Source organism: Gloeothece verrucosa PCC 7822, from assembly GCF_000147335.1.
In the GTDB taxonomy this organism is placed as follows: Bacteria; Cyanobacteriota; Cyanobacteriia; order Cyanobacteriales; family Microcystaceae; genus Gloeothece; species Gloeothece verrucosa.
Genome location: NC_014501.1, coordinates 4,923,022 through 4,944,889 on the forward strand (window position 1 = coordinate 4,923,022; position 21,868 = coordinate 4,944,889).

21 protein-coding genes are annotated in these 21,868 nt (G+C 39.6%); 10 read left to right on the forward strand and 11 right to left on the reverse strand.

What is annotated here, in order from left to right:
• Positions 1 to 244: 244 nt before the first annotated feature.
• The 5 genes from CYAN7822_RS21960 to CYAN7822_RS21980 all read left to right on the forward strand — a co-directional run bounded on the left by CYAN7822_RS21960 (position 245) and on the right by CYAN7822_RS21980 (position 5,267).
• On the forward strand, positions 245 to 577 hold the full coding sequence (locus tag CYAN7822_RS21960; protein WP_013324452.1) for a hypothetical protein: 333 nt from the start codon (positions 245 to 247) through the stop codon (positions 575 to 577).
• Positions 578 to 592: 15 nt separating this feature from the next.
• The gene (locus tag CYAN7822_RS21965) at positions 593 to 1,201 is read left to right on the forward strand and encodes a flavin reductase (RefSeq protein ID WP_013324453.1); all 609 of its coding nucleotides are present in this window, start codon (positions 593 to 595) and stop codon (positions 1,199 to 1,201) included.
• Positions 1,198 to 2,364, forward strand: coding sequence for a M20 family metallopeptidase (locus tag CYAN7822_RS21970; RefSeq protein ID WP_013324454.1), 1,167 nt, complete (start codon positions 1,198 to 1,200; stop codon positions 2,362 to 2,364). The genes CYAN7822_RS21965 and CYAN7822_RS21970 overlap by 4 nt, the downstream gene beginning before the upstream one ends.
• A 92-nt stretch (positions 2,365 to 2,456) precedes the next feature.
• Positions 2,457 to 3,491, forward strand: coding sequence for an ATP-binding protein (locus CYAN7822_RS21975; protein ID WP_013324455.1), 1,035 nt, complete (start codon positions 2,457 to 2,459; stop codon positions 3,489 to 3,491).
• 117 nt (positions 3,492 to 3,608) lie between these two features.
• Positions 3,609 to 5,267: a GMC oxidoreductase gene (locus CYAN7822_RS21980; RefSeq protein WP_013324456.1), complete on the forward strand. Its 1,659-nt coding sequence runs from the start codon at positions 3,609 to 3,611 to the stop codon at positions 5,265 to 5,267.
• 15 nt (positions 5,268 to 5,282) lie between these two features.
• On the opposite strand, the gene CYAN7822_RS21985 is transcribed toward CYAN7822_RS21980, so the two are convergent.
• From CYAN7822_RS21985 to CYAN7822_RS21995, 3 genes are all read right to left on the reverse strand, one after another.
• Positions 5,283 to 6,110: an EamA family transporter gene (locus CYAN7822_RS21985; protein WP_013324457.1), complete on the reverse strand. Its 828-nt coding sequence runs from the start codon at positions 6,108 to 6,110 to the stop codon at positions 5,283 to 5,285.
• Between the two features lie 164 nt (positions 6,111 to 6,274).
• Positions 6,275 to 7,123 carry a ferritin-like domain-containing protein gene (locus CYAN7822_RS21990; protein ID WP_013324458.1) on the reverse strand — a complete coding sequence of 283 codons (849 nt, stop codon included), beginning with the start codon at positions 7,121 to 7,123 and terminating at the stop codon, positions 6,275 to 6,277.
• A gap of 502 nt (positions 7,124 to 7,625) precedes the next feature.
• Positions 7,626 to 8,633: a zinc-dependent alcohol dehydrogenase family protein gene (locus CYAN7822_RS21995; protein WP_013324459.1), complete on the reverse strand. Its 1,008-nt coding sequence runs from the start codon at positions 8,631 to 8,633 to the stop codon at positions 7,626 to 7,628.
• Positions 8,634 to 8,974: 341 nt separating this feature from the next.
• On the opposite strand from CYAN7822_RS21995, the gene CYAN7822_RS22000 reads away from it, so the two are divergent.
• Together CYAN7822_RS22000 and CYAN7822_RS22005 are read left to right on the forward strand one after the other, a co-directional pair.
• A complete protein-coding gene (locus CYAN7822_RS22000; protein WP_245602619.1) occupies positions 8,975 to 10,015 on the forward strand; it encodes a formylglycine-generating enzyme family protein in 1,041 nt (346 codons plus the stop codon).
• A 111-nt stretch (positions 10,016 to 10,126) separates the two neighbouring features.
• Complete coding sequence (locus tag CYAN7822_RS22005; RefSeq protein WP_013324461.1) at positions 10,127 to 10,912, forward strand: hypothetical protein; 786 nt, start codon at positions 10,127 to 10,129, stop codon at positions 10,910 to 10,912.
• Positions 10,913 to 10,931: 19 nt separating this feature from the next.
• On the opposite strand, the gene CYAN7822_RS22010 is transcribed toward CYAN7822_RS22005, so the two are convergent.
• Together CYAN7822_RS22010 and CYAN7822_RS22015 are read right to left on the reverse strand one after the other, a co-directional pair.
• Positions 10,932 to 11,792, reverse strand: a complete 861-nt coding sequence (locus CYAN7822_RS22010) for a metal ABC transporter permease (RefSeq protein WP_013324462.1) — start codon at positions 11,790 to 11,792, stop codon at positions 10,932 to 10,934.
• A gap of 48 nt (positions 11,793 to 11,840) precedes the next feature.
• Positions 11,841 to 12,587: a metal ABC transporter ATP-binding protein gene (locus CYAN7822_RS22015; protein WP_013324463.1), complete on the reverse strand. Its 747-nt coding sequence runs from the start codon at positions 12,585 to 12,587 to the stop codon at positions 11,841 to 11,843.
• An 82-nt stretch (positions 12,588 to 12,669) separates the two neighbouring features.
• Here CYAN7822_RS22015 and CYAN7822_RS22020 point away from each other — a divergent pair, with 82 nt between their 5' ends.
• A complete protein-coding gene (locus CYAN7822_RS22020; RefSeq protein ID WP_013324464.1) occupies positions 12,670 to 13,677 on the forward strand; it encodes a metal ABC transporter solute-binding protein, Zn/Mn family in 1,008 nt (335 codons plus the stop codon).
• Between the two features lie 7 nt (positions 13,678 to 13,684).
• Here the strand turns inward: CYAN7822_RS22020 and CYAN7822_RS22025 are convergent, their stop codons facing one another.
• Both CYAN7822_RS22025 and CYAN7822_RS22030 read right to left on the reverse strand, forming a co-directional pair.
• Positions 13,685 to 14,947, reverse strand: coding sequence for an AmpG family muropeptide MFS transporter (locus tag CYAN7822_RS22025; protein WP_013324465.1), 1,263 nt, complete (start codon positions 14,945 to 14,947; stop codon positions 13,685 to 13,687).
• 214 nt (positions 14,948 to 15,161) lie between these two features.
• A complete protein-coding gene (locus tag CYAN7822_RS22030; protein WP_013324466.1) occupies positions 15,162 to 15,536 on the reverse strand; it encodes a hypothetical protein in 375 nt (124 codons plus the stop codon).
• Positions 15,537 to 16,008: 472 nt separating this feature from the next.
• On the opposite strand from CYAN7822_RS22030, the gene CYAN7822_RS22035 reads away from it, so the two are divergent.
• Both CYAN7822_RS22035 and tatC read left to right on the forward strand, forming a co-directional pair.
• A complete protein-coding gene (locus tag CYAN7822_RS22035; RefSeq protein WP_041933925.1) occupies positions 16,009 to 16,650 on the forward strand; it encodes a histidine phosphatase family protein in 642 nt (213 codons plus the stop codon).
• Positions 16,651 to 16,801: 151 nt separating this feature from the next.
• On the forward strand, positions 16,802 to 17,563 hold the full coding sequence (tatC, locus tag CYAN7822_RS22040; protein WP_013324468.1) for a twin-arginine translocase subunit TatC: 762 nt from the start codon (positions 16,802 to 16,804) through the stop codon (positions 17,561 to 17,563).
• Positions 17,564 to 17,590: 27 nt separating this feature from the next.
• Here tatC and CYAN7822_RS22045 read toward each other — a convergent pair whose 3' ends face one another.
• The 4 genes from CYAN7822_RS22045 to queG form a co-directional block, all read right to left on the reverse strand.
• Positions 17,591 to 18,166: a thioredoxin family protein gene (locus CYAN7822_RS22045; protein WP_013324469.1), complete on the reverse strand. Its 576-nt coding sequence runs from the start codon at positions 18,164 to 18,166 to the stop codon at positions 17,591 to 17,593.
• A 239-nt stretch (positions 18,167 to 18,405) separates the two neighbouring features.
• Positions 18,406 to 19,788, reverse strand: coding sequence for a zinc ribbon domain-containing protein (locus CYAN7822_RS22050; RefSeq protein WP_013324470.1), 1,383 nt, complete (start codon positions 19,786 to 19,788; stop codon positions 18,406 to 18,408).
• Between the two features lie 269 nt (positions 19,789 to 20,057).
• The gene (locus tag CYAN7822_RS22055) at positions 20,058 to 20,729 is read right to left on the reverse strand and encodes an HAD-IA family hydrolase (protein ID WP_013324471.1); all 672 of its coding nucleotides are present in this window, start codon (positions 20,727 to 20,729) and stop codon (positions 20,058 to 20,060) included.
• 139 nt (positions 20,730 to 20,868) lie between these two features.
• Entirely contained in the window at positions 20,869 to 21,789 is a 921-nt protein-coding gene (gene queG, locus CYAN7822_RS22060; RefSeq protein WP_013324472.1) for a tRNA epoxyqueuosine(34) reductase QueG, read from the reverse strand.
• Positions 21,790 to 21,868 lie beyond the last annotated feature (79 nt).

The following is a 21,868-nucleotide window of genomic DNA, read 5'->3' on the forward strand; positions in this document are numbered from 1 at the left end:
CTCTTTCCCTAAAAAAGTCAAAAATTTAGAAAGCTACTCTGATCAAAACCTGATAACTACCTGTAGATAAATTCAGATTCCTCTGTAAATAAATGTAAAGTTATCAATTCTCCTATAACTCCTGATTCATGACTCTTAACTTGACCCTTAATTTTATTGCTGTTCACCTATGGAGTGAGTCCTCTTTTGAGAGAGACTAACCATTTTGCCTGAACAAAAAAGAGTTAACCCAGGAGAATAAACCATGAAAGCTCCTCCCTTAATTAAATCTAATCCTGAAATTCCCCTTCACCGACAAGGCGAAATTCGTCAGCATTTTCCTAATCAAGCATGGAACGAATTGACGATTCGCTATTATGATAGTGTTGAGGATGTTGGTTATGAATACTACACCCAAAAGGTTTTATCAGCTTGTCATCAAGATGAATCTGTCCGTTACTTAGAACCCTTTATTTCCTTTGTGCGTTTAGGAGAATCCCTGATTTTGTCAGAGGATGGGTGCGTCATTTATGACAATGAAAAAAATGATGACTCCTGCACAGAAACCGGTCCGTTCTGGTGGATCACAGCTAAATAATTAAACCTTAAATCAATGGACCGACTTAATCAAAAACAACTCATTCCCTTGGATCTCCATTATCCCATCTGGGAACGTTTCTTTTGTGTATCTCCCCTAATTATTGTGGGCACAAAAGAAGCCGATGGAAGCTATGATTTAGCCCCTAAACATTTGGCCATGCCTTTAAGTTGGGATAACTATTTTGGCTTTATCTGCACAGAACGTCATCGAACCTATCAAAATATCAAACGAGAAAAAGTTTTTACCGTTAGCTTTCCCACACCCGATCAGATCTTATTCACCAGTTTGGCAGCAACCCCTCGCTGTGACAACAGGGTGAAACTCTCTTTGCAAGCAATTCCGATAGTTGAAGCATCGACAGTTGAGGGAGTGTTGCTCTTGAATGCTTATCTCTGGTTAGAGTGTGAATTAGAGCGTATTATTGACGGGTTTGGAGAAAATAGCTTAATTGCCGGCAAAATTGTCGCCGCGCAAGTGCAAAAAGAAGCCTTACGAGATAAAGACCTCGACGATCAAGACATTATTCACAAAAACCCTTTATTAGCCTATCTTTCACCAGGACGTTTTACCAGCATTGAACAAAGTCAGTCATTTCCCTTTCACGTTGGATTTAAAAGATGATTAAAGCCATCGCGCACCAACTCAGAGACTATCTCCACACCCGTCAAGGAGAAATGACAGAGTTGTTGCAACAATTAGTCAGACTCGAATCGCCTTCTGTTGAGCCGCACTCTCAACAACCCGTATTTGACCTTTTAGAAAAAACCTATCACCAACTCGGTTACAGAGTACGACGGATTCGAGGACAAACCACAGGCGGACAGCTTTTAGCCATTCCTCGCCATCACTCAAAACCTCAACCTTTGCAACTATTATTGGGTCATTCAGATACAGTATGGCCCTTGGGAACCCTCGAAAAAATGCCGCTACAAGTGCGGCAAGGGAAATTATATGGACCCGGGTCTTATGACATGAAAGCCGGCTTAGTTTTTATGCTGTTTGCCATCGAAGCTTTAATCGCTAGTGATTTAAAACCCACAGTCGCCCCCATTGTCTTTATCAATTCCGATGAAGAAATCGGCTCTTTTGAATCAAAAAACCGAATACAGCGTCTTGCTATGAGGGTTGAGCGCACCTGGGTCATGGAACCGTCTTATGGAAGTGAGGGAAAATTAAAAACGCGGCGTAAAGGCATCGGCGAATTTATGATTCGAGTCAAGGGACAAGCCGCCCATTCCGGATTAGCCCCCGAAAAAGGCATTAGTGCCATTCTAGAATTATCTTATCTCATCCAAAAATTATTTGCCCTCAATAATCCCCAAAGAGGCATTACGGTTAATGTAGGCTTAATTGATGGGGGAATTCGCCCTAATGTGATTGCACCGGCCAGTAAAGCGGTGGTAGATGTGAGAATCTTACATCCTGAAGATGCAGAATATATTGAACAAGCCATCCGTCATTTAGAACCCACTGTACCCGGCATCGAGTTAATTATAGAGGGAGGATTTGATCGCCTGCCGATGGAAAAAACCCCAGGTAATGAAAAACTCTGGCAACTGGCTCAACAAGCGGCTTTAGAGCTTGGATTTGAAATAGATGAAGTAACGGCAGGCGGGGTTTCCGATGGCAATTTTACCAGCATTTATAGTCCTACTTTAGATGGCTTAGGCGCTGTGGGAGATGAGGCCCATTCGTTAGGGGAATTTGTCGATTTAAAGTCAATGGTTGATAGGACGGCTTTATTATCCCGTTTATTGTGGGAAAAAACCCTTAACAATAATTAATCATATTTAGAAAATTTAAAGATCTGAAAGCCTCTTGCGTAATTTCACCCTTAACTAGACTTTTGTTCATTTATTTAATAACCCGTAAAATTATGTTCAACAAGTATTTTTTTACCTCCCTAACCAGGATCTCAGATTTAGCCGCTCAACCTTTTGAAGTAAAACCCATTCCTAGAGAACAATGGGCAACCGGCGATTATGTCGTGGGTGAAATTATTTCGCCGCTCGGAAAAACTGCCATTATTGAGTTAGTTACTGGGCGTATGGTAGAGGTATTAGAAGGAGATCAAATCGTTGGGGCCTTTGGTATGCGGCGAGCTACCTTAGAAGCGGTGGGAGACTGGCAACATATTGACAAAGATGGTTATATGGAAGCCCTCACCGAAGGAGGATTATTTGGCAAAGCCACCTCTATTTCTTTTCTCTTAAACAATTTACCGCCGATGAAATATCAAGGTCATGTTTGGCGGCAAAATCACAAAGTTTGTATGCAAGATTTTGTGCCTTATGTTGCTCCTGTGCCCTATAATTGCCCGACAATTCTTATGCTTGGCACTTCTATGTCTTGCGGAAAAACTACCACCGCACGAGTCATTATTCGGCTTCTCAAACAAGCGGGATTAAAAATTGTGGCGGCTAAATTAGCCGGAGCCGGACAATATCATGATATTCTTTCTATGCAAGATGCCGGAGCCGATAAAATATTTGATTTTGTTGATATCGGTTTACCCTCTTCGGTTTGTCTAGCAGAAGAATTTCGCAGTTATGTTCGTCAATTACTCAGTAGAATTGCCGCCGAAAAACCCGATGTAGTAATCGCTGAAGTCGGGGCTTCACCATTTGAACCCTACAATGGCAAAGTGGTATTAGAAGAGATCAAAAATCAAATTTGCTGTACGGTTTTATGTGCAAGTGATCCCTATGCAGTTATCGGCGCGATTCATGAGTTTGGCTTGCAACCCAATGTTATTAGTGGTATTGTAACTGATACAACGGCCGGGGTGGCTTTAGTGGAAAACATGACAGGTATTCCGGCGATTACTATTTTTGATCGAGAGTCTCAGCATAAGTTAAAAGAGATTTTAAAAGTTCAGTTGTCCTCAAAACATTTAACGTTATCAAGTTAATGTTAAAAGCCATGTATAGCTTGGCATTTGGGTGAAAACTGTAGAATAAGTGACATTAGCTGGGTAAAGTGTTAAAGTTTTAACATCTATATATTTAAGATTAAATCCTATCCTGATATGATTTTTGATGCTGGTAAATTACCCAGAGATGAAACTCTCGAAACAGAAATTTGTATTATTGGAACAGGACCGGCAGGAATCACTTTAGCTAAAGAGTTTATCGGAGGAGACTTTCGGGTTATCCTTCTAGAAAGTGGTACTTTTGAATTTGACCAAGCCACTCAATCCCTATGTGATGGCGAAATAGGAGAACCCTTGCGTCCCTACCACTTGCGGGCTAGACAATTTGGGGGGACATGTAATAAATGGGGGATTCAAATTGGCAATGGCAAACAGGGGATTAGATATGCTCCCTTCGATGAAATTGATTTTGAAAAGCGAGATTGGCTACCCTATAGTGGCTGGCCGTTTAGTAAAAGCCATCTCGATCCATTTTATGAAAAAGCTCACAGCTTTTGCCAAATAGGCCCCTATAACTATGAAGCAACCACTTGGGAAGATAACGAGGGTCGTCAAATAAAGTTTAAGGGAAATCAAGTCATCACGACGGTATTTCAGTTTGGAGCGCGTGACGTTTTTCTGCAAAACTACCTCAAGGACATCAAAGCAGCGCCCAATATTACCACTTATCTTAAAGCCAACGTGGTCAACATAGAAACCAATGACACGGCTAATCTTGTCCTTCGGGTTAAGGTGGCAACTTTAAATGGTAATCAATTCTGGGTGAAAGCTAAGACCTTTATTTTAGCCACAGGTGGGCTTGAAAATGCTCGCTTATTGTTACTATCTAATCAAACGCAGAAAACAGGTCTAGGCAATCAACATGATTTAGTGGGTAGATTCTTTATGGATCACTTTATGATTTATTGTGGTATGTTGCTTCCTAGCACAAAAAAGATTTTTGATCAAACAATTTTTTATGATTTACGCTGTGTTAAAGGGATACCCATCATGGGAAAACTTGCCCTAACGCAACAGACAATGCGTGAACAACAACTTTTAAACACAGCAACCTATTTAATTCCTAGATACAAAACTTACCATCTACAAAGAATGTCTCTCCGAGCCTTGGAGATTTTACAAAGTTCTTTGAAACAGAAAAAAATTTACCCAAATATGGCAAGATATTTAAATCGCTTAATTGGGGGCAAGTTAACACATATTGTTCATGCTATTCCCAGAAAAATAACTAGACGACCCTTCTATTACGCCTCTATAGCCGAAGGAGGATGGTCAAGCTTACCTAACAAAGAACAAGAATTTGCTCTCTTTGAAATACAGCATCTGGTTGAGCAAGCACCAGATTTTAATAATCGCGTTAGGTTAAGCGAAGAACTTGATCTACTGGGTTATAGAAAAATTAAAATAGAACGTCGTCTAAGAGATATTGACATTAAAAGTATTCAAAAAACCCAAAAGATTCTGCAAAAAGAATTTGCTCTTTCGGGTTTTGGGGAACTTTTCATTGATGAGGAAGAACTAGATTTTCAAAGAACTTTACCGTTAGTGCCTGGTAGTTCTCATCATATCGGAACAACCCGTATGCACTTAGATCCTAAGCAAGGCGTGGTTAATGAAAATTGCCAAGTTCACGGCATTTCTAATTTATTTATTGCTGGTAGCTCGGTCTTTCCCACCGGCAGTTATGCCAACCCAACTTTGACTATTATTGCTTTGGCAATTCGCTTAGCCGCTCATATTAAAACGCTCATGTGATCTACTTTCTAAAGTCTAATGGCTAATACCATGATCAAACGCAATCATCCCAATTCCAATCCCAACAATAATAATCCCGACAAAACGCCCCATGTCTATTCTTTCTTTAAGAACAAAACGCGCCCCCAACAAACTAATAATATAAGTGAGAGCGGTAGCCGGCCTAACAAAACTAATATCAGCCCAACTCAAAGCGCATACAAAACTTAAAAAAGCGATGGTTTGACAAATAATGCCTCGTATAATCCAAGGATTAGTGATAATTTTTTTCACCACTTCTAGCATTTCCGGTAAAGGCGCTAACTCAATTGCTCCGATCTTCTTCATCCCCATCGCATTAAAAAGATCCCCAAAACCATCAGAAAAAGCGACTATAAACACAAATAACCAAGTTTTGGGAATAGAAATACTTAACGGGAATAAGAAAAAAATTGAGCGCTTGAACCATGACTTAGATCGCTGTTCAATGGCTTCTGCCATCGCTTTTCGAGTCTTGAGGTTCTTATTGATACTCACAATAAAAACACCTAAAGTAATCGTTAGAGCCGCCATCCAACGAATCAGAGAAACTTGTTCCTTTAGTATTATCCAAGCCAGTAGAGCATTAAAAACATAGCTAGAAGCATTTACAGGCACAATAAAACTTAAATCCAGCCGCGAAACGGCTATATAATACAGCAATAAAGAAGTAACCAGAGTAATTATCCCTAGCCAGATCCAAGGGCTAGTCATTAGATAAAGGATCAAAGCCACCAAGCCGGATAGATCAAAAAGATTGGCTGCACCAAATTCTTTCATTCCTCGACTTAGCCAAATATCACCCAAAACCTGAGTTAACACCATAGATGTTAACAAAAAGAAGTTTTTCACGTTTACAAAGGTACTCCCAAGGACAATAGAGAACTACAAGTCACCGATGTTTCATTACCGATGACTGATCATTAAGGTTTTATAAATATTTATTAGTTTGCCCTGATAGACAGGGTTGGCTATCAAAAGGCTTTCCATTACCTAGCTTGTGTTGCCGGCGTGGGTTGTCCCTTCGGTAAAAGTTTTAAAACACCTAACGCCAGTTGAGAAATTTTGGGCATTAATTCAGGTCTTAATAGCTCTGGCTCAAAAACACTCATCCGTTTAGTGTTTTCTTGCAAACAAGTCGAGAAAAATAACTCAGGGGTTAAATTATCCATAAAACTGTTTGCCCCACTGGTGGTAAAGCGCTGTTCTTCGCCACCAACACCAAAGATATTAATTAAGTCCTGTACTGCTCTTTTATAGCCCCAAAGGGTATTCATCGCCCTCAAGCCGCTCCACCCCTGCCCTTGATTGATTTGGAGATAAGTAAACCAGTTGACAAAAAAGACTATATGGCGGGCTTCTTCATGGAGAATGGGATCGAAAATGGTAAAGAATGCTTCGGGTAAATATTGCGCTTGACGAGCGATATCAAACATCCCAAAGGCAAAATAAGAGTCTAAACATTCACAAAACCCAAATTCAATAAAAGCACTTTTTATGTTTTGGGGTAAAGGTTTAGCAGGAGGCTCTTGAAGAGAGATGTGGTAACGTTTAATCAGAAATTCAAGCAATCGGGCGTGACGAGTTTCTTCTCGGCCTTGCAGGGCGATCGCTTCTCGAATCATCGGATCTTCAATGGTTTCTGCCAAAGCCGTGACCATATTACCCGCATTGCGTTCGGTTTTCAACGCCTCCAACCAGAAAGGAATCCCCTGTAGCCGCTCAAGGGCAACTCCGTCTAGCTCTGGCCAAGGGATGGTTTCGGGTTCATATTCTAAATGACTTTCCATAAAGCTGCGACAGAACAGTTCTTTATGGGCTTCGCTTCCAAGTTTCATTCTTTTTCCTCACACCAAACTAGCTGTTTTATCTCTTTATCTATTCTATTTTAACCTTTTGCTGTAATGTTTGTTAGCTATTAGTGTTCCCTATCTAAACTGGCACTAAAGCCACCAAGTCTTCCCTCTCTAATGGGAAAAAGTCGCAGTTGAGTTGAATTCATTTATGTTTTAATCCCCTAAGACTTGTCATCTATTTCAATATTTAACCTTTTAATCTTAGCGGCTTTTTTTATCTGAGCAGTATAGATTATTACTTTATAATAATATTTTCAGTTTATTTGAAGTTCAAAACTCCAGCACGTTTAGAACAGGGCCTTGTGGAAGTATGCCAAGGAGTTGCCGATCTCAAATCCCTAGGGCTTTTTTTGGGTTGGGTTGGGCGCGATATCCAAAAAGAATCAACCGCCGAGCTTGAAGCTTCTGGTATGACATAGAAACAAGTCAATAAAGCGGTTACAATTGCTGCTAGGGAATGGTTTATTAACCAAGCCAACAGCCTTTAATTATCAATTAATAAAGCAATTTTTCCCGTTGTCGAACCGCTTTCAATTTGTTGATGAGCTTGTGCGGCTTCAGCTAAAGGAAAAGTTTGACTCAGATGAATTTTCAGCTTACCTTCGTCTATCCAAGTAGCACATTGAGCCAGAATTTCCGCTTGATATTCAAGGGCACGACGAAGCCCCATTAAAGCTGGACTTAACATTAATTCAAAACTAATCCGTAAATTCCGATTGCGAGCAACTTTTAAGGTTCCTAAAGCATAATCCGGTTCTAAAATCGTGACTAAATCTCCATATACCTTAATGGCTGGACAAGTCTCAAAAAAGGTTTTTCCGCCCACCGTATCAAAGCCGACATCTACCCCTTGAGAGTCAGTCCAATCCAAAGCCGCCTTAACAAAATCCGTTTGTGTGTAAATAATCGGATAATCTGCCCCAAACTGACGCGCTAATCTGGCTTTATCCTGATTGCTAACGGTTGTAGCCACCTCTGCGCCTTTTAGTTTCGCTAACTGAATGGCTACATGGCCTACACCACCAGCACCAGCATGGATAAGTGCCTTTTGCCCTGCCTGTAGTCTAGCTCGATCATAAAGCGCCTCCCAAGCTGTAATCAAGACTAAAGGCGCTGATGCGGCTTCGGCAAAAGTTAATGATTTTGGTTTATGAGTGAGTAAATGTGCCTCTACTACTGTATATTCTGCATAATTTCCGGTATCGGGTTTACCCAAACCCCCAGCACAATAATAAACCTCATCTCCGGGTTTAAACTTTTCTACCTCTGCGCCTACAGCTTCGACAATTCCCGCCCCGTCACAGCCTAAAATCGCGGGCATTTGCTGCGGATAAAAGGTTCCTCGGGTGCGGATTTTAGTATCAACAGGATTGATTCCTGCCGCTTTAAGTTTGATCAAAACTTCAGTGGGGTTTTTAATTTTTGGTTGAGGGACATCTTGTAGTTGCAGCACGTCCGGGGCACCGGACTCAGTCATGACAATCGCTTTCATAGAGTTCTGCGCTCATTAATGCTATGTTATTCTACCAAAAATAAGCGGCTGAGGCATTGTTGAGGAATTTACAATTCTTTACATTTTGAGGTTTACTTAATTTCCCCATTACTGATTAACTGATCAAAAGATAAGATGGAAAGAGAAATCAGATCAGGGGTTAGAGAGGAAAACTAGATCAAATGCGACTCTACCATTATAATTTCGTCCTGATTTGCTGGGCGATGGCTGTCCTAAGTGTAACTGGGTGTCAAAAATCTAAGGCGGCAGTTACTCTCTATCACAATGTTAATCCTAATATACAGTCTATTGATTTTTCAACAAAACCCTTGAATATTTACATGGCTCAAACACCTCAGCCATCAGCCAAATTACAGGGGAATTTTCTGGATAAACTGTTAATTTTTGGAGGAAGCGTTGGACTAATAGGAATAGTAGTATTATTGTTGATTCGCTCCCGTTTAAAGCTTTCAACCTCAAAATTGAGTGAAACGATTTCATCTCTCCAAGTTCTCGAATTTAATAGAGATAAATTTCCAACTCCGACTTTAGATAACAAGGGAAATATTATTGATAGTCGAGAATATTCAGCCCAATATTTTATCGAAAAATTGAGTAATAATATTCATTTGGACATGACCTACCTCTCAGGTGGAATATTTACTATGGGCAGCCCCGCCGAAGAAGGAAAAGATCAAGAAAAACCCCAACATGAAGTGATTATTCAACCTTTTTTCATGGCTAAATATCCCATCACTCAGGCACAATGGAAAGCGGTCGCTATGTTACCAAAAGTCAAGCGCTCTCTTAATCTTGAGCCGTCAAAATTTAAAGGAGATAACCGCCCCGTCGAAAATGTTTCTTGGTATGATGCGGTAGAGTTTTGTCAGAGGCTTTCGGTTGTCAGTAAACGAGAATATCGACTGCCCTCAGAAGCTGAATGGGAATATGCCACTCGTGCCACCACTAATACCCCTTTTTATTTGGGTGAAACCCTTACTACAGATTTCGCTAATTATAAAGGGATTTTTAGTTATGCTGGAGAGCCTAAAGGAGAAGACCGACACCAAACCACCGTCGTTAATCAATTTCCGCCCAATGCTTTTGGATTATACGATTTACATGGGAATATAGGGGAATGGTGTGCAGATACTTGGCATGATAATTATCAAGATGCTCCTACTGATGGCAAGGCATGGATTAAAAATAAAGACCAAAATTATCGAGTATCCTCTCCTGTGCGAGGTGGTGCATGGATCGGTCTTCCTGATGACTGTCGCTCGGCGGCTCGTAGATTAGAAAAACGAGATCAATGTAACCCCTATACAGGGTTTCGAGTTGTTTGTGAGGTAGGAAATATTGTTATTCCTGAAAGAGCATGAGCATCTTTAACAAAAAGAAAAAAAATCAAAAAACTCAGCCCATTGATAGTCTTGACTTTTAATTGACATTCATATAATATTTATTAACCAATTTTTAGAGAATTTTGATTAATGAATAAACATATTATTTTAACCAATGGGCGTAGCGGAAGTAATTATATTAGTGGAGTTTTGAATTCACATCCTCACATAACTAATTATGGAGAAGTTTTAGGAGAATGGACTGTGCCATATATGATTTATGATAAATTTTTTAAATATAGAATGTCCAGCGAAAGCTATTTAGATTATATGTATAATAGTAAATTTTTTTTCAATGCAGCCCAAATTTACTCAGCCTATTCTAAAATAAAGAGAAAAGAAAAAATCAATTTTAAAAGTTATAAACAAATCAAAAGTTTAGGAATAAAAGAATTTAGTATAAATTTTTTTAGAAGAAATATAGACAACTACTTAGCCTCCAAAAAAAATATTTTTGTAATTAATTTATACCGAGAAAACTCTCTAGCACGATTAGTATCTATAGAGGCAATGACAACAACTGGTATTGTGTCCACACAGAAAAAACTAGGAAAAATAAAAATTTATTTAAATCCTGAAGGAATTTTAGAAAGATTAAATATCTTCGAAAAAGAAAAAAAAGATCAATTTGATTTAATTGAAAATTTGGAGCAAAAGTTTATTTTTAATATATCTTATGAAGAATATTTTGCTTCACCGGAATCTCAAAGAGAATTGACTAAAAAAATTTTTGAATTTTTAAAAGTTGAGCCGATTGATGTTACCCTAAACCAGAAAAAAATTCTTTCTCGGAAGTTATCTAATACGGTGGAAAACTACGAAGAAATTGTCAGTATTTTAAAGGGAACACAATACGAACAATATTTGTTTGACTAAGGCAACTCATCCTAAATATTCAGTGATTACGGCGAAACCAACGAGCAAACATCTCACTACCCGTCAACAGTCCTTGAGAGGGACTAAAAAATAATGCCACTAAAAACAGTGTTGAGGAAACTAGCACGATGGCCGGACCCGAGGGTAAATTGTAGTAGTAGCTGAGATAAACTCCTGCTACACTGGCTATCATACCAATCACTGCCCCCACCATCATCATCTGATGCAGTTCTTTGACTAAAAGATAAGCGGCTAAAGCCGGACCCACCAGTAAAGAAATCACTAAAATCACGCCAACAGCTTGCATACTGGCAATAATGGTTAGAGTAATCACTACCATAAAGCCTGTATAAATAGTATTAATCGGTAAACCGAGCGCTTGTGCCCCATTACGGTCAAAAACATAAAACAAAAGTTCTTTATAAAAGAGTTTAATTGTCAATAGAATTAACAAAGTAATAATTAGTGTGCGAGTGATATCGGTAAGGGTGACTCCTAAAATGTCCCCAAATAAAAAGCTATCGAGATCGAGTTTATTTTTTAAAACACTAATTAGTGTAACTCCTAGGGCAAAAAACGACGAGAAAGTTAAAGCCATCGCTGAATCAACTTTAATGCGAGACTGGGAACGAATCCAAGCAATTAAAAATGCTCCTAAAATTCCTGAAGTAAAGGCCCCAATTAAAATATCTATACCCAAGAAAAAAGAAATAGAAAGTCCCGGTAAAACACAATGAGCAATGACATCCCCCAAAAGTGCCATACGCTGAACGATTAAATAGCTTCCCACCACTGGACAGAGTAATCCCACAATCATAGCGATGGCTAGGGCATTTCTCATAAACTCATAATTAAGGGGGTCTAATAGGAAATTTAGCATTAAGATTAATAAGTACAATAACTCATGACTAATGACTCATAACTAGCTTTAACAAATAAGATGATTATCCCAGTTTTCTAACGGGGGGCTATGTAAATTCATTCCGTAAGCTTGTTGTAAGTTTTCTGGTGTCATCACCTGCTGCGGCGTTCCGTCAGCAATTAGAGAGCGATTCAACAGCAAAAGACGATCCAATTGAGTCATCGTCTGTCCCCAATCATGAATCGACACTAGCAAAATTTTTCCTTCTCTTTTGAGTTGAGCAAACACATCGAACATGATCATTTCTGTTTTTTGATCCACCCCAGTAAAGGGTTCATCTAAGAGAAAAATATCAGCCTCTTGCGCTAAAGCTCTGGCTAAAAATACTCGTTGTTGCTGCCCTCCTGATAACTCTCCGATGCGTCTAGAGCTTAACGAGAGCATTTCTACCTGTTCTAAGGCGGCTTTGACTTTTTGATCATCACTCGCTTTCGGTTTCTTAAACCAACCGAGGTGACGAGTTCTCGACATCATGACCACATTCCACACGGTAATGGGAAAATCCCAATCAATCTGTGAACGCTGAGGTAGGTAGGCCACTCTTTCTAATTGCCGACACAACGGACAAGTACAATATTTCACTTGACCATTGACCATCGGAATTAATCCTAGCATGGCTTTGAACATCGTGCTTTTACCAGCCCCATTCGGCCCTATCACTCCTACCAGTTGCCCCGGTTCAATACGGAAACTAACTTCCTCGAGTCCCCGCAATCCTCGGTAGTTAACGGCTAAATGCTCAACTTCTAACATGACAACTGATATTTAATTTAGTCTTGTATGATAATGATAATCATTATACTTTAAAGTGTGTATCCTAGAGATAACAATCATTATGAATATCTTCTCTAGACAAATTTGGCAAACTACAGGCGTTGTTTTGATAGCAGGGATGATGGCCAGTTGTGGCACATCTAATACAACTTATCAAGAGAATTCTAGTTCTAGTCTAACATCTCCTACCACTGGCAAAACTCCCTCAGTAGTAGTAACAACCACTGTAATTTGTGATCTAGCTAAGAGAATAGCCCAGGATAGCATTAATCTAACCTGTCTGCTTAAACCCGGCATAGATGCTCATCTGTATCAACCTTTGCCAGAAGACCGCAGAGCCATTGAAAATGCGTCGCTGATTTTATACTCGGGTTATGGTTTAGAACCAGAACTCATTAAACTTATTAAAGCGGCTTCTAACCCTGCACCAAAAGTAGCCGTCGCCGAGGAAGCGGTGCCTAAGCCTTTATTAGGAGAAGAACATCATCACCAACAAGCCCAAGGTGAGCAACTGCCGGACCCTCATGTCTGGCATAATGCAGAAAATGGTGTGCAGATGGTAGAAGTCATTGAGAGTCATCTCGAGACATTACAACCAGCCAAAGCGGCTTTATATCATCAAAATGCTGAAAAGCTGAAGACGGAATTAATAAAAATCCACAATTGGATTAAAACTCAAATTGCTACAATTCCCCCAAATAACCGCCAATTAATCACCACACACGATGCACTAGGATACTATGGGAATGCCTATGGAATTCCGGTAGCAGGAGCATTACAAGGGTTAAGCACTGATGAAAAACCCACAGCCGCTAGAGTGAAAGAATTAGTAGATGAAGTTAAAGCGAGTCATGTCCCGACGATTTTTGCCGAAGTTGTGGTTAATCCTAAGCTGATTCAAGCTGTTGCTAGGGATGCTAGGGTGAAGATTGCACAACAGGAGCTATATTCTGATAGTTTAGGCGAACCGGGATCTAGTGGTGATAGTTACCCGAAAATGCTTATCAGCAATACTCAGACTATTTTAGAAGGGCTTGGGGGCAAATATGTTGCTTTTCCAGCCCAGTAAAATTGTTTTACTTTAAACCCGGACGAGGTAAAGGAATGACTCGCTCATTCCAAGGTGCAAACCAAGGTAATAAAAGAAATCCGGGCAATGATGCCACAATCGATAACAAAAAGAATAACGACCAACCCGTCTGTTGAGCAATTGCCCCGGCAGGAGCCACTAAAATGTCTCGACTAACAGCCATCAAACTAGATAGTAGAGCAAATTGGGTTGCTGAAAAGCGAGGATTACACAGACTCATCAAAAAAGCGACAAAGCCGGCTGTGGCTATTCCCCCACAAAAATTTTCAATATTAATCGCTAACACCATCGTTGTAGAATCTTTACCCACAAGGGAAAGAACCCAATAAGCCGCATTACTGAGGGCTTGCAGTCCACCAAAAACCCACAGAGAACGGTTAATTCCTAACTGAGTAACCATTACGCCGCCCAATAAAGCACCCACAATGGTGGCTAAAAGTCCCATTCCTCCTTGAATAGTACCTATATAGGCTTGACTAAAGCCAGTTTGGATTAAAAAAGGGGTAGCCATATTGTTAATCAGGCCATCTCCGAAGCGATAGAAGATAATAAACAAGAGAATGATACCCGCTTGGAGCCAACCCTTACGCCGAAAAAATTCTTTAAAGGGTAAAACCACAGCTTTAGCAAGAGTCGAAGGAGGACGAGTTTTAAGCTTTTGTTCTGGTGCTAAAAAGGTGGGAATAATACAGAGTGCCATTAACCCGGCTAAACATAAATAAACCCCTTGCCAAGGGATTTGATCCGCTAAAATAAAAGCTAATGAGCCAATAATTAACAGTCCTATTCGATAGCCTAAAACCCATACTGATGCACCGGCTCCCTCTTCTTCTTCTCCTTCTAAGATATCGGTACGATAAGCATCACAAGCGATATCTTGACTAGCACTTAAAAAAGCAATTAGAAAGGCGTTAATGGCGATCAGTTGTAGAGATTGTCGTGGCTGTTGCAAAGCCATCAAAGCAATAGCAAAGGTTAACCCAATTTGTGTCAGTAATATCCATCCGCGACGGCGACCCAAAAAAGGCGGGATATAGCGATCTAATAGCGGCGACCAAAGAAATTTAAGAGAATAGGGTAAGGTTACTAAACTAAATAGACCTATGGATTTGAGGTCAACTTTTTCCAGGGTCATCCAAGCTTGTAGAGTGCGGCTGGTTAAAAATAAAGGCAAACCAGAAGCAATTCCCAAGAACAGAAGGGATGCCATCTTACGATTAAAAAAGACTTTTAGAGGAGAGATGGTCATTAAATTTTTATTTTATATCAGTGGCAGTTTAAAATAAAATATAAAGCCAAAGGAGCTTAGAGGCAACCCGACTTAATAGTTATGGCTTAAAACTCTTGATTAAGTTGCCTAAAATATAGTCTTATTTAGTGCGGTTAAAGTTCCTGAGAACAATTTTTGAGACGTTGCATAAGGATTTTTTCATAAATTACAGACTTGAACTAATTTATTTATTCTATTTAAAAGCAATCATTCTCATGGGCGGCGATTCTAATAATCCTATAATTTGTAGAGATGGTTTAAGATTGAGGAGGTGTAAAAATACGGCTTCGACACTGAGTCCGGCTGTTTGAGTTGTTTTTAAAGCTAACTGTGCGGGAAGATTCAGAAATAGTACATAATTATCTTGAGCAACAATACAGGGTTTACGGTTGGTAGAGGCTAAATATTTAAGAATTTGAAGTTTACAGGCTCTTATGGCTTCTTCGCTGGATAATCCGTAAACCTTTGGCGTAGAGGCTCGATTACTGATGGCAATAGCACTGTAGAGTCCGTTGCTCTCTCTGGCGGTGATGGTGAAGCCTTGAAAAAATGTTTTTGTTGCTTTCATAAGCGGAATGTTAGTAGAATTTATCTTTTATCTTTAGTATTCCCATTTCAGGGTCAATAATTTGTATATCGGAAGTTATAGAACAGATTAACTAACCCCCGCCAACCACTATAGTATCAGTTCCGTTCAGCATTTTGTTGCCATCGAGGCACTGATCTAGTTTTGTTGATGAGTTTTTCAGTAACCGTTATTTTTTTCTAGAAAAGGGCGGCTAAATCTATGACAGTATGGCAAAACTTTTTAATAATAACTATTCATCACTTCACAGAAACTAGAAAGGTTTTCGGAAAATTTTTTTATATCTCTCAAGAAAAATTTAGCTCGACTTTCCCATAGCTGAGTTTTTGCAGTACCATAATAGCTGTAATTCTTGAAATTTCAAGGTTCTAGCCCTTTGACTAGACTCGAGTATTTCTCTAGTAAAGCTCTAGTTAGAGGGGTTCAAATAATTATTTTAGAGCTTTATTCTCTCATGGTCAATCAAACTGTTTGGATCGCTAGACACGGAAACCGCTTAGACTTTGTTAACCCTGAATGGTTCAATACAGCTATCAGGCGCTATGATCCCCCCTTATCTGAAGATGGAATTATCCAAGCCCAACAACTAGGACAACGTTTAAAATCAGAAAATATCGCTCATATTTTTGCATCCCCCTTTTTAAGAACCATCCAAACAGCCAACCAAGTCGCCGAAGCTTTGGATTTACCCATTAAACTCGAAGCCGGACTGAGTGAATGGCTAAATCCTGCATGGATGACGGAAGCCCCCCAAACCCACCCTAAAGAATTATTACAATTAGAGTATCCTCGGATTGATTGGCGCTATACCTCTCGCGTTATTCCCCAGTATCCCGAAAGCGAAGAAACCATGATGCGGCGCAGCGCAGAAACAGCCAGACAATTAGTAACACAATTCAGCGAAGATATTTTATTAGTGGGTCATGGTGCATCAGTTTTAGGGGCAACTTGGGGATTAGTTGAGGGGAATCCTCAGATTCAAGCGTCTTTATGCTGCTTAGTTAAAATAGTCCGTAATACTCATACCTGGGAAATGCTTTTAAAAGGAGATACATCTCATTTGAGTCAAACCGAAGTCATTGTTAGATTTAATTAAATGGTAGCGGCAGTGCCCCCGTGCCTGCCCCTCTAAGTTTGAACAAATGATAGCTATACTAGACAGATAAAGCCATAAAAAATTACTAACTTAAAGCCACTCTGCTTAAAAGCCGCAGTTATCGAACCGTTAAATCAATAAGCGAATAAAGATGTTACCAACAGACACACAAACTTCCGAACATGATTACACCCCTTATCTAGATGAAATACCCGATGAAGTGGAGATGTCTATCTTCGATCATCTCGAAGAACTGCGAATGCGGATCTTTTATGCTTTAATTGCTGTGCTTGTTGGAGTCATCGGGTGTTTTATTTTTGTTAGACCTCTAGTTCAAATCCTAGAAATGCCGGCCCAAGGGGTAAAATTTCTTCAACTCGCCCCAGGTGAATTCTTTTTTGTTTCTTTAAAAGTCGCTGGATATAGTGGAATAGTGGTAGCGAGTCCCTTTATTCTCTATCAAGTTATTCAATTTGTTTTACCCGGACTGACTCGTCGAGAACGTGGTTTACTCGGACCAGTGGTATTAGGATCGAGTATTCTTTTCTTTGCGGGACTGGTTTTTGCCTATGTTGCCCTTATTCCTGCCGCCCTCAAATTTTTTATTAGTTATGGCGCTGATCTGGTAGAACAATCTTGGTCTATTGATAAATATTTTGAATTTGTTCTGTTGTTATTATTTAGTACAGGATTAGCCTTTCAAATACCTGTAATTCAGTTAATCTTGGGCTATTTAAACATTGTCTCATCGGCGAAAATGCTCTCAGGTTGGCGCTATGTAATTTTAGCAGGGGTAATTTTAGGCGCTGTCTTAACCCCATCCACTGATCCTTTAACTCAGTCTCTGTTAGCGGGTGCTGTTTTGGGGCTATATTTTGGTGGGATCGGTATGGTTAAACTGACGGGTCATTAGATCCCACCTCCTTGCTGTTATCTGCTGTTAATAAGAGGGTTCATTGCCGGGTTTCCATTTGATATTACAACCAATACTGGGTTTTTGATCAGGACCGACGGGTTTACCTGCCAAAACCGCCTCAATAGCTGCCCGTAAATCTTTGCCGCTTACGGGTTTATTATTACCAGGACGACTATCATCAAGTTGTCCTCGATAAACTAATTTTCGCTTCCGATCAAATAGGAAAAAGTCGGGAGTACAAGCGGCTGTATAAGCTTTGGCTATTGCTTGAGTTTCATCATAGCAAAAAGGAAAATTAAAGCCTAATTCCTGGGCCATTGCTTTAAGTTTTTCGGGGGAGTCATTGGGATAGTTAGCGACATCATTGGCACTAATAGCTACAAGGCCTAACCCTTTTTGGCTGTAGTCTTGACCTAATTTGGCTAATTCTTCTTTAACGTGCTTAACAAAGGGACAATGTTGACAGATAAACATCACCAAAAGCCCTTGTTTATCTTCAAATGTTTTTAAAGAAATGGTTTTCCCAGACACCGTATCGGGTAGTTGAAAGTCGGGTGCTGTAGTCCCTAGCGTTAACATTGTTGACTCAGTGAGTGCCATTTATTTAGTCCTGTGGCTGTTGACATTCTCCTCACCGTGAACGGTGAGGATTCAAAACTTCCGTTGTGCTGCTGCTTCTCAAAAGAGCAGAAGTTTTTTCTCTGATTGACTCGTCTGTACGGGATAGAGAAAGCGTCTGAGTCGTGGACTCTGCTAACCAATCAGCGAAGCTTAACTGACCGTTCTCTAACCTATTAAATTTAGGAGGAATCAATCTAGGGTTGCCAATACCCTTAGCTTCAGAACATTCCAACCCTTCGCCCGCTCAGGGCGAGGCTTTTACCCTGAATATATAATCCTGAAACTAACCGAGGTCTTTCAACCAACGGCTTTCCTTTCAAAGAGACTAAATCGTAACGGGACAAGAATTTAAGACCTATATTAACCGAGGCATTTCTGTCTGCATCTCCTCGATGAAGAGGGTTAGCTAAACAAGTAAAATTATCGGCTCCCACTCGGTAGTTACCAATCGGTTCATCGGCATGATGCCGACTAACCCATTCCCCACAACAAGCGCATAATCTTGATGTATTGGCAGGATTTACCCGACTTGTAATAATACCATTGGTAAAGGCTTTATACTTAGTGTAATCAAAGATTTTTGACTTTAACCAATAAGCTCTTTTCTGATTTTGTTTATGGCTATATTTGCCTTTTTGAGGTTTTAAATTTCCCAAATGTTCAAAGACTATGACGTTAGCTCCTTGACTTGTAGCCCAATCGACAATTCTACGGCTGATTCGATGAGCCTCATAATCTTGTATCTGCTTAATCTTGTCCCATTTATGACGACTGTGACCCGAAGAGATAATGCCAGTTTTAGAATAGCTTTTAGCTATCTTTCCTAATAATCGCTTCCTACGGCTTTGCAGATAGCTACCTCCTTTGATAAATTTAGTAGCTAATGCCTTACCGTCGCTATTGAGAAGAGTAAAAACGGCTAATTTATCTCCCATGTTCAGGTCAACTGCAACGATTTTAAAGTCTTTCTTTTTAGTTTGTACCTCCAATTTTTTAGGATAGTTAAAGTTTTCTTTTTCAAGGGGAATATGTAGCCTAGGCTTATTTCCCTTAACAACTACAGTAGGGGATAAAGCTTTCCAGTTATCGGGTAAATCTCTACCACTTATTTTATACTTTACCCAAGTCCAAGAAGTTCCCGTCCATAAATTCAAAAGAAGTTCATTCTCAACACCTGTTCCTTTCCAAGCCCCTTTATAGAACTGTACGCTGAAGTTATATTTACGAGTAAGTAAAGGAGGACGATGAGCGAATTTTTTACCTTTAAGAGTTGCCTTGTTTTTCTGTTTCTCCCATCTTTGTCGATGACTATGCCAAGATTGATAAACACCATAAGCCTTTTTAATGGCGGCACGTCTTAACATTGCTGGAATAGACCAAGGCAAAGGATAAGGAACACACGGATGCTTTTTATTACTGATAGTTAATCTTTCAAAAACCGAATATAAGTCGTCGGAATGAGTATTTAACAAGTTGGGATGAGTAGATAAAACTCGGACATAAAATTCAACGACTTGATTAAACAAGACCTTTGTCCTCGCCAGCCATTCTAGTTTACGGGGAGTTAACTCTCGTTTAATTGTTTTCGTTGGTTTAGCCATTTATTTTAACTAACTCTTAGATTATTTTAGCATCAAATAACCATAAATAGCACAAATTAAAAATTTAAAATTAAAAATTATTAAAATTATTAAGCCAACCTTAAAAAGAATTATTATCTAGAGAGCTTGGTTAAAAACTTGCCTTAAAGTCCCCCTAGAAGGGGGAGGCTTGTACCCAAAATTTCCGGTCAATATTTATTTTATTAGTATTAGTTATACGTTAGAGCGTCTTTTTCCTATCCCTTCCTCCTTCCCCTACTCCCTGTGCTTTAACCATCAACCAATAACATCTCTAAACAATCATCATTACAACATTCTACTGCTCCGATTAATTGATAAGGATAATTAATTAAAGCATCGGGTTCATATTTGGCTAAAGCTTCAGGGTCATTAAATCCCCATCCCACAGCAATCACTTTAATATGACTGGCTTTAGCTGATTGAATATCTCTTGTTTCATCTCCTACATAAACAATTTCATCGCGGCTAAAATTATATTTTTTGATAATTTGATTAATGACTTTATGTTTTCCAAATAAATTTGTGCCTGAATAAACAAAATCAAAAAGGCTATCTAATTGATTGTTTTCTAAAAAACATTGAACATTTGCTTGGTCATTAGAAGTGACAATTCCTAAAATATATCCTTTTTTATGCAATTGTATTAAACAAGATTTTAATCCAGAAAAAATGCTTAGATCACTAATAATTTTACTTAATTCTGTTTTAACTCTTTTTAATAAAAAAGGGATTTGAATGAGAGAAATTTCTGACTGTTGCACGATTTCCCTCGAACTGAGTTTTTTCAACCGAGCCAAATCTTCTGGCGTAAGAGGCTTATATCCAAATTCTTTAGACAAATCATTGACAATCTCTACAAAAGCATTATAAGTGTCAGCAATTGTCCCGTCAAAATCAAAAATAATTACTTTTACTACCATTGTTGATCCTTTGCCAGAAGATAGTGGACAAGTTGATTATCAGTCTTAAACTTGAAAATATGAATTTAATCGGGATTTTTCAAGACTCATTGGGGATAATCAGCCGCTAAGAACATTTCTACCTCATCCGAAACATCCTTTATGTCTCTAGGTTAGCACGGGCATTACGCCGCCACATTTGAGGTTTAATTCTTCGTAACGCTGAAGCCGGAAAGCGATCATTCCATTCTTGCTCAGACATTTGCGCTAATTCAGTTAATTTTGGGGCAACATTCCCAGGTAGGGGTTGAAAGTCTTCTACATCTGTCTCAACCGCAAACCGTTGGTTCCAAGGACAAACATCCTGACAAATGTCACAGCCGGCTACCCAACCCCCAAGATTAGAGGTGATCGCCTCTGGGAGCTTTTCCTGTCTATTCTCGATGGTATGATAAGCAATACAGCGATTAGCGTCCACCACAAACGGTTGAGTAATTGCCCCTGTAGGACAGGCTTCTATACAACGCTGACAAGTGCCACAGTGGGCTGTATGAGGCTGATCGGGCTTTAATTCTATATTCGTTAAAATTTCCCCCAAAAATACCCAACTCCCATATTCTCTAGTAATTACATTGCCATTTTTAGCGAGCCAACCCATACCCGCCTCTTGTGCCCACACTTTATCTTGTATGGGACCTGTGTCAGCATAATAACGAGTTTGAATGCCGGGTTCGTGCCCTTCTAACCATTGACTCAAGGCTTTTAACTTTTTGTGCATCACTCGATGATAATCTCTTCCCCAACCATAACGAGCAATTTTTCCATACTCTTTTCCCTCTGGACGTTGATGGGCAGTGTAATAATTGAGGGCAACACAGATAATTGATTTTACCTCTGGCATACAGGCACGCACATCAAACCGTTTTGGGTTGGCCATCCACTCCATATCTGCCTGATACCCCAAGCTTAACCAGGCTTTAAGCTGACTAACCGCCGCTTCTTGACCTTTGGCTGCGGCAATACCGACTTTGTGAAATCCTAATCTGATTGCTTGTTGTTTGATTTGATCCCTCAATATCATATATAAATCTTAAGTCAAGTATTTGTAATATTTATTGACAATTCTTAAAAATTTATTACATAATAGGAGCCAAGGAGGC